Below are 12,840 nucleotides of genomic sequence, written 5' to 3' on the forward strand. Positions count from 1 at the left end.
ATGAGTCTTAAGTGTAAGAAAAGACTGTTTATACACACGGTCCTGCGAAATTTTTTATTCGTTTTTCTGTTAGCAGGGTTGTGTGCATTTTTAATTTGGTTGTATTACTTTACTCAACCACGGATATATCGAGCAACTTTGACTTTTTCGTTATCTGATTCTGTCGGAAAGCCATTGCCAACTGAGAAACAAAACAATATCCTTGCATTCCTATTTTCAAAGCCCATGTTTTTAGGCGAGTCAAGTTTACAGAATTTTTCTTTAGATTCTTCTCAGAAGCAAGATTTTCATGAAAATATTCGTTTGTTTCGTAAAGGAGATTTTATTGATCTTACTTTTGAAGCAGGAACGGCTGAAGCTGCTCAATATGGGGTGGAAACTTGGTTTTCTGCGCTTTCACAAGCAATCATAGAACAGAAAAAAAAGTTGTTATTGACACAGATGCAGGCTAATCAACAATATGGTAGCGTTGAGATACCTACTATAGTGCAAGAATTTCGTTCATCTGTTGATTCTTTTATTTATCACAATGTAAAACAAACAGAGCTTCATGATCTTTCTGTGCAATTAACACAAGCAACTTTAAAGCGTATTCATTTAACGAGTTTAAATTCAACTATTAATATGATGCGTGAAAATGGACAATCTTTGTTATCTTTATCATTTATTGCAGGGAATTCAGTGGTTTCTGCATTAGAATCTAAGCGTGATCTTTTGGAAACACAAAGAGCGCATATGGTTGCACAATTAGGTTGGACACATCCTCAAATTAAAGCAATGACTGCAGAATTAGAGGTGATTTCTCATCAATTAGAGAATAAAATTTTACAGATCATTCATCAAGTTCATTCAGATGAGGTTATTGCAACGGAATTTGAAAAACAGCTCAAAAAAAGGATTAGCTTTTTTGTAAAAGATCAGTCCGATTCTTTGAATCAAATGTTTCATGAATTTGAAAATAAAATAACAGCAGTCGTAGATGCACAAAATAAAGAGATGAGCAGAGTTTCTCCTTTGTTGGAAAACACAAAGATTCACGTGATTGCGCCAATAAGGTTAGTTCCCATTTCTTTTATGGAACTTTATGGAAAAAGTGTTATTATCGGTCTGTTTGCGAGCTTAGTCACTTTGTTGGGAGGGATATTGCTTTTTTATCGATGCTTTGAAGTAAAAAAAGATCAATCAGAAAAAAATGAGCTAAAAAGCAATGAAAATACTTTTGTATCTAAGAAAATAAAAGACTTTGAATCTTTCATTACCATAGAGGAGTTAACCGATTTTTTGAAGTGTTGTACTTCAACGGTTATTTCAATCATTGGAACAGAAGCGGCACGAACGGCAGCAAAACTCTCTCTCCATCTTATAAAAGAACATAAAACAATCCTGCTGGTTGATCTTTCTGGTCAACAAATAGAGAAAGTTATTGGTCCTCATCGCGGAATGAGTGATGTTTTGACGGGGAATGCCCAGTTGCATGATGTTGTTTATCGCGATTATGATACGGGAGTTGATATTCTTCCTCAAGGGTTAACAAGTTCTGTTCGTGCACAGAATTTTTCAAATGAAATTCCTCATATCTTACAGGAATTTAAAAAGGAGTACGATTTTATCATCTTAGAAATGGCGAGTGAGCCAAAATATGGATTTGAGCAATTTGCAGAACTCACAGACTATTATATTTGTAGTCTTGCTCTTAACGAACAGGATTGGATGACACAAATGGTAAGCCAGTTTCCGAAAGCTGTTTACCGTGTGATTGCATCGTAAACGTCGTAGACTATTTACATTTTGTAATGCTACACTTGCCTTCTCATAAAGTTGTAGTACATATTAAAATAGCTAAGATTTATAAGTTTAAATTTTAAAATGAATTGGTGGATGGAGAGAGACGTGGGGCAATCGGAAATGACAGTACAAAGATTTGATGATAGCGCTTTAATATCATTACAAAAGAAAAATCGAAAACAAATTCAGCTGTGGCTTTACTCCATTTTATTACTTTGTTTAGCGATTGTTTTAGTGGGGGGAGCTACGCGCTTGACGGGATCAGGATTGTCTATAACAGAATGGAAGCCAATACACGGTGTCATTCCACCGATTGGTGTAGATCAATGGCAAGAAGAATTTTCAAAATATCAACAAATAGCGCAATATAAGCTCCTTAATCGTGATATGACATTAAGTGCGTTTAAGGTTATTTTCTGGTGGGAATGGGCACATCGTATTCTGGGACGTCTTGTTGGTCTTGTGGCTTTATTCGGTCTCTTTTGGTTTTGGATGACAAAACGTATTGAAAAAAATATTTTGTTTCAACTTGCCGTTGTGCCAATTCTTATTGCCCTTCAAGGGTTTATTGGTTGGTGGATGGTAGCTTCGGGCATTGGTGAGAGTAATTTGACAAGTGTAAGCCAGTATCGTTTGGCATTTCATCTTATAACAGCATGTTTTGTTATTATTTTTGTTACTTATTTAGCGCGAGGACTGGCAGAATATTCAGAAAAACCAGCAAATCAAAAGGTTCAATATTTTTCTGGTTGGCTCGTCATTCTTATCTTGATTGAGATTTATTTGGGTGCTTTGGTTGCAGGGCTTCATGCAGGGAAAGTTTATAATACATGGCCACTTATGGATGGTCAGATCATTCCTGATGGATTATTCCAGCATAATCCTGTTTGGCTCAATTTATTTGAAAATCCTTTGACTGTTCAATTTATTCACCGCTTTTTTGCTTATTTTTTATTTTCTGTAGCGATTATTCATGCTTTATATGTGCAGACGAATGTTCCACACTCAACCCATTCTCGTCGTGCATTTTTTCTCTGCATTATGATAGCCATTCAAGCAATCTTGGGTGTTCTCACATTGTTACATGAAGTGCCTATAAGTTTGGGTCTTGTGCACCAAAGTGTTGCTTTAGTCGTATTGTGTTTTTCAGTTGCACATTGGCGTGCAACAAAAGGGGCTTATCGTGTTGTTGAATAAAAATCTTTCTCCAGAGAAGTTTAATGCTCTGCAAGCATTAAGTCGAGATTTTGAATTGCAGCAGCGGCAGCACCTTTTCCTAAATTATCAAATATGGCACAGAGGTTGAAAATTCCTTCGTGCTCATTGCCAAATACAAACAGTTTCATTTCACCTTTATGTGCTAAGGATTCTGGATTGAGTTTAGTGAGAGCATCAGTTTCTTCTTGGGATGCAACTGATATGATATTTTGTCCACTGTAATGATTTTCAAGAATCTCACGCAGATCAGAACAGTTTGCTGATTTTGTAAAGAGATGGCGATGGAGAGGAATATTTACAATCATTCCTTGAGGAAAATGCCCAACACTTGGTATAAAAATAGGTGTTTGGTTCAGTTGTCCATAGATTTTAATTTCTGGCACATGTTTATGTTGAAGATTGAGACCATAGATAAAATAATTTTCCCTAACCTGATTTTGTCGAGATTGGTTTTCCATTTGTGCAATGAGTTGTTTTCCGCCACCCGTATAGCCGGATATTGCGTTAATTGATATAGGATAGTAAGAATCTAGTAAACCTGCTTCACGGAGTGGACGAATTAAGCTAATTGCACCGGTAGGGTAACATCCGGGATTGGTCACGTAGTGAGCTGCTTGGATACGTTCTTTTTGTCCTGCAGTCATTTCAGGAAAACCGTAGATCCAGTTTGGCGCGACACGGTGGGCTGTGGAACTATCAATAATTCTAATTTTTTTATTGTTTTTAAGCCAGTTAACAGTTTCACGCGCGACATCATCTGGAAGACATAAAATGGCAATGTCGGCTTGATCAAGATAATCTCGCCGAAGATCAATGTTATGTCGTTCTGTATGAGCAAGAGAGAGTAACTTAAAATCCAAACGTTCCGCTAATTGTTTTTGTATTTGTAATCCGGTGGTTCCATGCTCACCATCAATAAAAACTTTTGTTGCCATTCTCTTTGCCTTGAATTATCTTCTTTTAGCATATTTCGCTTTTCATATTATCAATATTTTAAATTATTACCCATTGAAATGATAGTCATTAAATTATTGAATTTTCTAAGATTATAGATCTTTTTATTTGTAAAATTATGATGAGTAGGAGTGCGAGGAAAAAAATTCATCCCCACGGAGCTTCTTTTTTGAGCATGATTTTTTTGTTTATAGGGCAAAGAAATTAGGTAAATATTTGTACCATTTTCGGATGAGAGTGATTGAAAATATTTGGTTTGTGCGGTTTGCTGTGTTATCGTTTAATCACTTTATTTTTTAATGTTAGGAATGTGTTTTATGACTCAACAAGAAAACGACATACAAAAGCGCTTTTTTAATGATGAATTACAGACTGTTGATGGTGCAATTTTTGAGGCAATTAGAGGAGAATTTGAACGTCAGCAACACGAAATTGAGCTGATTGCTTCAGAAAATATTGTTTCAAGAGCCGTTCTTGAAGCACAGGGGTCAGTTTTAACCAATAAATATGCAGAAGGTTATCCAAGAAAGCGTTACTATGGGGGGTGTCAGTTTGTTGATGTTGTTGAAGATTTAGCAATTGAACGGGCAAAGGAGCTTTTTGGTGCTGCTTTTGCAAATGTTCAGCCTAATTCTGGTAGTCAGATGAATCAAGCTGTTTTTTTAGCTTTACTCCAGCCTGGTGATACATTTATGGGATTAGATCTAAATGCTGGTGGTCATCTCACACATGGTTCATCGGTCAATATGTCAGGAAAATGGTTTGATGTTGTTTCCTATGGTGTGCGTCAAGAAGATCAGATTCTTGATATGGAGGAAGTTGAACGACTTGCAAAAGAACGTAAGCCAAAACTTATTATAGCAGGTGGCTCGTCTTATCCTCGCCTATGGGATTGGAAAAGATTCCGTGAAATTGCAGATGAGATTGGTGCTTATTTTCTCGTTGATATGTCTCATATTGCTGGTTTGGTTGCTGGTGGTGTTCATCCTTCTCCTGTTCCGCATGCACATATTGTAACAACGACAACACATAAATCGCTGAGAGGTCCTCGTGGTGGTTTGATATTGACAAATGATGAAGTATTAGCCAGGAAAATCAATTCAGCGATTTTCCCTGGTCTTCAAGGTGGTCCTTTAATGCATGTCATTGCAGCTAAGGCTGTTGCCTTTGAGGAGGCTCTACAACCCTCTTTTAAGAGCTACAGCGCTCATGTTGTTGCCAATGCAAAAACTTTAGCAAAAACATTACAGAGTAATGGTTTTAATATTGTTTCTGGCGGTACAGACAATCATTTACTATTGGTTGATTTACGTTCCAAAAAATTGACAGGAAAACGTGCTGAGTTGGCTTTGGGACGAGCGCATATTACTTGTAATAAAAATGGTATTCCTTTTGATCCTGAAACACCATCTATAACGTCAGGAATTCGTTTGGGATCACCTGCTGCGACGACACGTGGTTTTGCAGAAAAAGAGTTTATTCAAGTTGGTGAGTTGATTTCAGAAGTTCTTGATGGTCTTAAGGAAACACAAAGTGATGAAGATAATAATGCTGTGGAAATGGCTGTTAAGAAAAAGGTGAGAGATGTAACAAATAAATTTCCTCTTTACTCTTATCTTACCACTTTTTAAGGGCACACAAGAGATGCGTTGTCCTTACTGTCAATATGAGGATACACAAGTTAGAGATTCGCGTCCTGCGGAAGAGGGGGCTGTCATTCGCCGTCGCCGTGTATGTTCTGCTTGCGGTGGTCGCTTTACAACTTTTGAACGTGTTCAGTTGCGTGAGCTTTTGGTTTCTAAAAAAAGTGGTCGATGTGAGCTCTTTGATCGTGATAAGTTAATGCGATCAGTTGATATAGCTGTACGTAAACGCAACATTAATCCAGATTATATTGAACGGGCAATTTCTGGTATTGTTCGTCAACTTGAGAGTTTAGGAGAACCAGAAATTTCTTCGAAAAAAATTGGACATCTTGTGATGGAAGCATTAAAAAGCATTGATGATATTGCCTATATTCGCTTCGCTTCTGTATATCGAGATTTTCGTAATGCGAGCGATTTTCACGATGTTATAGATGAGTTATCAAAGGGTGTGACGGATACAGAATCTCATTTTGATGAATAAAAAAATACAAGATGAACGGTTTATGGCTGCCGCTATCCGTTTAGCCGAACGTCATGTTGGTCTTACAGGTGAGAATCCTTCGGTTGGTACGTTAATTGTGCGAAACGATGATGCTGTAGGGGCATTTATTGTAGGTTATGGTGTAACAGCTATCAATGGAAGGCCTCATGCTGAGGTGCAAGCTTTGCGTATGGCTGGGACTTTAGCTCATGGTGCTACGGCTTATGTGACTTTAGAGCCTTGTTCGCATTATGGAAAAACTTCGCCCTGTGTGAATGCACTCATTAATTCAGGTATTTCACGTGTTGTCATTGCTTTGACTGATTTAGATGAGAGAGTTGATGGTCGTGGGATTGCTCTTTTACGTGCTGCGGGTATTGAAGTGGTTGAAGGCGTTCTGGCTGAAGAAGCTTTTGAAGCATTGTGTACACATTGGTGTGTAAGGAAGTTACAACGCTGTACTGTTACTTTTAAAATGGCGATTTCTGCTGATAATGGTGTGGGGAAAAAGGGGCAAGGGGGAATAAAAATTAGTGGAATGATTTCTCATACCCATACGCATATTCTACGTGCTCAAAATAATGCTATCCTCGTTGGGATTGGCACGATACTAGCGGATGATCCACAATTGAGTTGTCGTTTGCCAGGGATGGAGATGCGTTCGCCTATACGTATTATTTTGGATGCAGATTTATGTATCCCCCTTGATGCAAAAGTTGTCCAAACGGCGAACAGAATTCCTACATGGATTATTTGTGATGCAAGTTTTTCAAAGAAAAACAAAAAAAATGCACTGGAGCAATGTGGTGTCTCTGTGTATTCAGTAGAAATGAATGATGGTTGTATGCAACCTTTTGCTCTTTTACAGATGCTTTATCAACGGGGAATCAATAGTGTTTTACTTGAAGGAGGTGTAAAGACAGGGGAAAAATTTTTAAATTCTGGTTGTGTGGATCATTTGGTATGTTTTTATGCTCCCGTTATTTTGGGTAAAAACCGTATTGAAGCTCCTCATTTTGGAAATTATCTCTCGCAATTTCATAAGGTTGAAACAAGAATGTTTGGAAATGACCGTTTTTATAAATGGAGGCGTAAAACGTTATGTTCACAGGGATTATAACGGATATCGGTTGTGTTGAAGATGTTCAATCTTTGAAGAAAGGGGTGCGGTTAAATGTTTCTACACACTATGCACTGGAGAGTTTAGAAATTGGCTCATCAATTGCCTGTTCAGGAATTTGTTTGACAATTGTTGAGCGAGGATCAAACAAAACGAATACTAATTGGTTTGTTGTGGAAGCGTGGGAAGAAGCATTGCGTTTAACTAATCTAGCACAGTGGACAAAAGGAACCTATATTAACTTAGAGCGTTCTCTCCGATTAGGTGATGAACTGGGGGGACATTTGGTTTCTGGTCATGTTGATGGTTTGGCTGAGATTATTGACCAAAAAAATGAAGGAGATGCAGTTCGTTTTTTCTTAAAAGTTTCAACAAGATTTATGCCCTTTATTGTAAGCAAGGGTTCTATTGCACTCAATGGAACATCTTTAACTGTTAACAGTGTTAAGGCTTGTATTTTTGATGTTCTTATTATTCGTCATACACTTGCAATGACAACTTGGGGACAAGCTAAAATTGGAGACCAAGTCAATTTAGAAATCGATCAGTTGGCTCGTTATGCTGCAAAGTTTTCTGGTTTAATGGGTAGATGCGTAATTTGAAAGTTGATTGTCGTTCTCAAAATTTCGTACCCTATAAAGCCTAATTTTTTTGTTAATTTTTCTTATGGAATTCTGTTATGGTAAAAGAGAGACATGAAAAATTGCATCTATTGATTGTTGAAGCGCGATTTTATGATGGGATTTCTGATGCACTTCTTGCAGGTGCAGTGGATGCTTTGCAAAAAGCTGAAGCAAGTTATGATATTGTAACAGTTCCAGGGGCATTAGAGATACCGGCTGCAATCGCTTTTGCCGAGAAAAGTAAAGCACTTTACAGTGGTTATGTTGCTCTTGGCTGTGTTATCCGCGGTGAAACGTATCATTTTGAAATTGTTGCGAACGATTCTTGTCGTGCATTAATGGATTTAACTGTTCATAAGAATTTGGCTATTGGAAATGGTATTTTGACTGTTGAAAATAAAGGACAAGCATGGGCACGTGCAAAACAGGAAGAAAAAAATAAAGGTGGTTTTGCTGCTAAAGCTGCTTTATGTATGATCGCTCTAAAAAAAAGATTTGGAGATAATCATTAAAGATGGCTGATATAAAAGGAAGGCATTCTCCGCGTTCGGCCAATAAACGTGGAGCAGCAAGACTTGCTGCAGTTCAAGCGCTTTATCAAATGGATATCGTTGGTTCTGGTGTAATGGAAACAGCAGCTGAATATGAGACTTATCGTTTAGGAAAAGATATTGATGGAGATCAGTATCTTGATGCTGATTTTCAATGGTTTTTAGCTATTATAACTGGTGTTGTAAAAGATCAAAAACAGTTAGATCCTATGCTTCATCAACAGCTTTCTGCAGAGTGGTCACTTTCGCGGCTTGATTCCATCCTACGAGCAATTTTGCGAGCAGGTTTATGGGAGTTGATTAATCGTGAAGATGTTCCTATTGCGGTTGTTATGAGTGAATATGTTGATATAGCAAAGGCATTTTTTGAAGGTGATGAGCCAAAGCTTGTTAATGCGGTTCTTGATAATATGGCGAAAAAAATTCGCTCCTAAAAGAAGTGCTGTAAGCCCAATGTTATCAGGATTGGTAATTCCCAGTCCTGATATTATGAGAATTGTTTGTAGGCTTTTATAAGCTAGTTATGCGTTGGCAAATTCGCAGGGCCTTTAATAATCTGAATCAAGAAAGGCTGTTCTTTTGTAGCAGTTGGAGTTGTTTGTGCGATAAAATCGAATATTTGTCCGTTTTGTAGACCATAATTAGCTATTTTAGCAACCTGATTATTTTTATTGAAATAAATAGCTAAAACTTTACGATCAATAATTTTCGTTTTCATAAATTGCATCGCACGATAGCGTGTTTGAGAGATATAATAGAAAACCTCATTATCATATTTTGTTTTTAGAGAAGGGGTTCCTAAACTTAAAATCACTTGCTCTTGACTTGATCCAACAGAGACAGAACTGAGAGCATTTTTATCGAGAATGTAACCCTCTTGATATACCTGACTTGAACCTGAAGAATCAAGAACACTACACCCAGAAACCGCTACTATGTTTGCTATTGAAAGACCAATGAATAATTTACGCTTGATTAAATCCGCTATGTGGGGCATTTGAAACAATGATATCTCCTATACTTAGATATACAAAAAAGGCAACCTCAAGTTTTTCCTCATTTTAGCTTAATCTGCCATAGCTTACATTGAGCTTCCCTGTTATAAAGTAAGTTATGCCATACGGAACTTCTTTAGAAAAGAAAAAAATGAATGAAATGTACTTTGGCTAAATAAAATTGCAGTATATTCCACCTTACATTCGGGAGTCTTTAATGAATGTGCAAAATATTTCTCAAATGACATTTGCTTTGACTTATCCAATATCAGTACGTTCTCTCCCTTCTAAGGGGATAAAGGTTGATATTTGTGCAAATCAGCAAGAATGCGCTCATTTAGCTGAGAATCACGATTTGGTTGAAGTAAAGTTTTGTGAAGGAAAATTTCATATTTTTCCGTGGAAAAAGCGTGGAATACGCATAAAAGGTCTATTGCGGGCGCATATAATACAGTTATGTGTTGTCACACTAGAGCCATTAGAAAATTTTCTTCGTGAAAATATTGAGGTTGTTTTTCTTCCTGAAGATTCAAATTTGATGAAGCCAAAAATATCGGATGATACAAGAGAATTGTTTTTAGATGCCGAGGGGCTGGATACGCCAGAAATATTTTATGGCGATAAAGTTGATATTGGTGCTGTTATGGAAGAATTTTTTGAGTTGTCCATTAATCATTATCCGCGCAAAGAGGGGGTAGAGATGCGTATGATTGAAAATTTAGAAAAAGTTGAACAAAAGGTATCACCATTTTCTGTTTTGAAAAGTTGGAAGTGATTATAAAAACATAAAAAATTATCTATTGTATAGCATTATAAAAACAGTATTTTTTGCAAAGCTTTTTTGCACGATGTGTTTTGTGGTCGTTCGATAGTGAAAATCGTAATGTGCGTTTAAAAACGCAAATAATAAAGATGTAGGATATGCAAGCGTGATTAGAATTTCTGTGGATGTAATGGGCGGTGATTATGGTCCAGAAGCAACTATTGCAGGAGCAGCAATTGTACAAAAAAATTTGTCAAATATTTATTTTCTATTTTATGGGGTAGAGGAGGCTGTTATACCGGTTTTAAAAAAATACCCTTGTTTAGCTTCTGTGTCGCGTTTCTATCCTACAGAAAGTTATACACGCATGGATGAAAAGCCAAGCCAAGCACTCCGCAATGGGCGTGGTAAATCATCAATGTGGTATGCAATTGAAGCGGTAAAAAATGGTGATGCTGATGCGTGTATTTCTGCGGGCAATACAGGTGCACTTATGGCAATGTCTTATTTTTGTTTAAAAATGATGGCAGAGGCTGAACGTCCTGGAATCGCAGGTATTTGGCCAACACTTCGCAGTGAGAGTATTGTTTTAGATATTGGAGCAACGATTGGTGCCTCTGCTAGTCAGTTGGTTGATTTGGCCGTTATGGGGGCGGGAATGTTTCGTGCTCTCTATCATACTGAAAAGCCAAGTGTTGGGCTTTTAAATGTGGGTGTTGAAGAGGTTAAAGGCCTTTATGAAATTAAAAAGGCTGCAATGATATTGCGTGAAGTGCAATTAGAAGGATTAGAGTATAAAGGATTTGTTGAAGGGAATGACATTGGTAAAGGCACGGTAGATGTTGTTGTAACAGAAGGGTTTTCTGGTAATATTGCTTTAAAAACCGCAGAAGGGACTGCGCGGCAAATAGCCGAAATCCTGAATTCAGCTATGCGCAGCTCTTTTTTTACGTCCCTCGGTTATTTTTTATCGCGAAGTGCTTTTCGTACATTAAAGAATAAAATGGATCCTGATAGGGTCAATGGCGGGGTGTTGTTGGGATTAAATGGTGTTGTAATCAAAAGCCATGGGAGTGCGAATGCCAAGGGTTTTGCTTCTGCTATTCGCGTTGGTTATGAGATGGTTCATAATGGGCTTTTGAAAAAAATAACTGCTGATTTGCGACGGTTTCATGAAAATAAAGAAACACTTTCTGATCAAGAAAGTGAAACAATGATAAATGAGAAGAGATTATGATAAGCTTTTGTAGTATAAGTAAAAAATATATAAAAAAAGGTAAGGGCGAATGATTCGATCTGTTGTGCGTGGTGTAGGAAGTGCCTTGCCAAAAAAAAGCTTATCGAATGATGAGATTGCAAAGTTTATTGAAACATCAGATTCATGGATTGTGCAACGTACAGGTATACACCGACGCTATATTGCCAATGAAAATGAAACAACTGTTTCTTTAGGAGTTGAAGCTGCGCAAGCAGCGCTTATAAATGCTGGACTCACAATAAGAGATATTGATTGTATTATCCTCGCAACTTCTACACCAAATCATACCTTTCCAGCTTCTGCTGTTGAAATTCAGCATGCTTTAGGCATGAGCCATGGATTTGCTTTTGATGTTCAGGCTGTTTGCTCTGGTTTTATTTTTGCCTTAGTAACGGGGGATGCTTATTTACGCAGCGGGACAGCTAAAAGAATTTTGGTTATTGGATCTGATACCTTTTCTCGCATTTTAGATTGGAAAGATCGTACTACATGTGTTTTATTTGGTGATGGTGCAGGTGCTGCTATTTTGGAAGCACAAGAAAGTGATACCGCTCTTGAGTGTGGCGTTTTGGCTACAAAATTGCGCTCTAATGGTGCATATATGGATAAGCTATATGTTGATGGTGGTCCTTCGACAACGCAAACAACGGGCTATTTACGTATGGAAGGACGAGAAGTTTTTAAATATGCTGTTGGTATGATAACTGATGTGGTGGATGATTGTTTTGCAATGGCTGGTATAGATTCTTCACGATTAGATTGGTTTGTGCCTCATCAGGCTAATAAACGTATTATTGAAGCTTCAGCTAAAAAATTGGGAATTTCTATAGATAAAGTTGTGATTACTGTTGATCAGCACGGTAATACATCTGCCGCATCAGTGCCATTGGCATTAACAATGGCTGTTCAAGATGGGAAAATTAAAAAAGGAGATCTCATTATGTTAGAAGCTATGGGAGGCGGATTTACGTGGGGAGCAATTCTTATTCGTTGGTAAATTATAGTCGCTTGACCATATTTGAATAAAACGTATAAGTCATTTTGTAATTTTTATTTTTTTAATAGGTGGTTATAATGACAAGTAAGACGGTAACGCGTGCAGATTTAGCGAGCGTAGTTTGTAGAAGGGTAGGCTTGTCACACACTGAATCAGCAGCATTGGTTGAGTTGGTTTTGGATGAAATTTGTAATTCACTTGTAAAAGGTGAGGTGGTTAAACTCTCTTCTTTTGCAACTTTTCAAGTTCGTAGTAAAAATGAACGCGTTGGACGCAATCCGAAGACCGGTATTGAAGCGCCTATCCCGCCAAGACGTGTCGTGACATTTAAGGCTGCAAATGTACTTAAAAAAAGAGTTTTAGATTCGCATCGTGTAAGACAAAAAAATAATATTATATAAATAAATGCTATTACAATATTTGGTATTTGTTAAAAAAGTTGTGTAGAT

The 12,840-nt window shown here is 37.4% G+C and carries 14 protein-coding genes; 12 read left to right on the forward strand and 2 right to left on the reverse strand.

Going from position 1 to position 12,840, the window contains the following annotated elements:
• Positions 1-1,767 (forward strand): GumC domain-containing protein, encoded by a 1,767-nt coding sequence (locus tag AC0QT1_RS03280; RefSeq protein ID WP_473200502.1) that lies wholly within the window; start codon positions 1-3, stop codon positions 1,765-1,767.
• 123 nt (positions 1,768-1,890) lie between these two features.
• On the forward strand, positions 1,891-2,982 hold the full coding sequence (locus AC0QT1_RS03285) for a COX15/CtaA family protein (RefSeq protein ID WP_473200501.1): 1,092 nt from the start codon (positions 1,891-1,893) through the stop codon (positions 2,980-2,982).
• 20 nt (positions 2,983-3,002) lie between these two features.
• Here AC0QT1_RS03285 and argC read toward each other — a convergent pair whose 3' ends face one another.
• Positions 3,003-3,938, reverse strand: coding sequence for an N-acetyl-gamma-glutamyl-phosphate reductase (gene argC, locus AC0QT1_RS03290; RefSeq protein WP_473200500.1), 936 nt, complete (start codon positions 3,936-3,938; stop codon positions 3,003-3,005).
• A 336-nt stretch (positions 3,939-4,274) separates the two neighbouring features.
• Here argC and glyA point away from each other — a divergent pair, with 336 nt between their 5' ends.
• The 6 genes from glyA (at position 4,275) to nusB (ending at position 8,812) form a co-directional block, all read left to right on the forward strand.
• Positions 4,275-5,588 carry a serine hydroxymethyltransferase gene (glyA, locus tag AC0QT1_RS03295; RefSeq protein ID WP_473200499.1) on the forward strand — a complete coding sequence of 438 codons (1,314 nt, stop codon included), beginning with the start codon at positions 4,275-4,277 and terminating at the stop codon, positions 5,586-5,588.
• 13 nt (positions 5,589-5,601) lie between these two features.
• Complete coding sequence (gene nrdR / locus AC0QT1_RS03300) at positions 5,602-6,084, forward strand: transcriptional regulator NrdR (RefSeq protein WP_473200498.1); 483 nt, start codon at positions 5,602-5,604, stop codon at positions 6,082-6,084.
• On the forward strand, positions 6,077-7,204 hold the full coding sequence (gene ribD, locus AC0QT1_RS03305; RefSeq protein WP_473200497.1) for a bifunctional diaminohydroxyphosphoribosylaminopyrimidine deaminase/5-amino-6-(5-phosphoribosylamino)uracil reductase RibD: 1,128 nt from the start codon (positions 6,077-6,079) through the stop codon (positions 7,202-7,204). Before nrdR ends, ribD begins: the two co-directional genes overlap by 8 nt.
• A complete protein-coding gene (locus tag AC0QT1_RS03310) occupies positions 7,186-7,806 on the forward strand; it encodes a riboflavin synthase (RefSeq protein ID WP_473200496.1) in 621 nt (206 codons plus the stop codon). Before ribD ends, AC0QT1_RS03310 begins: the two co-directional genes overlap by 19 nt.
• A gap of 77 nt (positions 7,807-7,883) precedes the next feature.
• Positions 7,884-8,339, forward strand: a complete 456-nt coding sequence (locus AC0QT1_RS03315; protein ID WP_473200495.1) for a 6,7-dimethyl-8-ribityllumazine synthase — start codon at positions 7,884-7,886, stop codon at positions 8,337-8,339.
• 2 nt (positions 8,340-8,341) lie between these two features.
• Positions 8,342-8,812 carry a transcription antitermination factor NusB gene (gene nusB / locus AC0QT1_RS03320; RefSeq protein WP_473200494.1) on the forward strand — a complete coding sequence of 157 codons (471 nt, stop codon included), beginning with the start codon at positions 8,342-8,344 and terminating at the stop codon, positions 8,810-8,812.
• 83 nt (positions 8,813-8,895) lie between these two features.
• Here the strand turns inward: nusB and AC0QT1_RS03325 are convergent, their stop codons facing one another.
• A complete protein-coding gene (locus AC0QT1_RS03325; protein ID WP_473200559.1) occupies positions 8,896-9,375 on the reverse strand; it encodes an outer membrane protein assembly factor BamE in 480 nt (159 codons plus the stop codon).
• Positions 9,376-9,590: 215 nt separating this feature from the next.
• On the opposite strand from AC0QT1_RS03325, the gene AC0QT1_RS03330 reads away from it, so the two are divergent.
• From AC0QT1_RS03330 to AC0QT1_RS03345, 4 genes are all read left to right on the forward strand, one after another.
• Complete coding sequence (locus tag AC0QT1_RS03330; protein WP_473200493.1) at positions 9,591-10,148, forward strand: YceD family protein; 558 nt, start codon at positions 9,591-9,593, stop codon at positions 10,146-10,148.
• 154 nt (positions 10,149-10,302) lie between these two features.
• The gene (plsX, locus tag AC0QT1_RS03335; RefSeq protein WP_473200492.1) at positions 10,303-11,373 is read left to right on the forward strand and encodes a phosphate acyltransferase PlsX; all 1,071 of its coding nucleotides are present in this window, start codon (positions 10,303-10,305) and stop codon (positions 11,371-11,373) included.
• Positions 11,374-11,422: 49 nt separating this feature from the next.
• Positions 11,423-12,391 carry a beta-ketoacyl-ACP synthase III gene (locus AC0QT1_RS03340; protein WP_473201633.1) on the forward strand — a complete coding sequence of 323 codons (969 nt, stop codon included), beginning with the start codon at positions 11,423-11,425 and terminating at the stop codon, positions 12,389-12,391.
• A 77-nt stretch (positions 12,392-12,468) separates the two neighbouring features.
• On the forward strand, positions 12,469-12,792 hold the full coding sequence (locus AC0QT1_RS03345) for an integration host factor subunit alpha (RefSeq protein WP_473200490.1): 324 nt from the start codon (positions 12,469-12,471) through the stop codon (positions 12,790-12,792).
• Positions 12,793-12,840: the final 48 nt, after the last annotated feature.

The sequence above is a fragment of the Bartonella sp. P12B genome, from assembly GCF_055796185.1.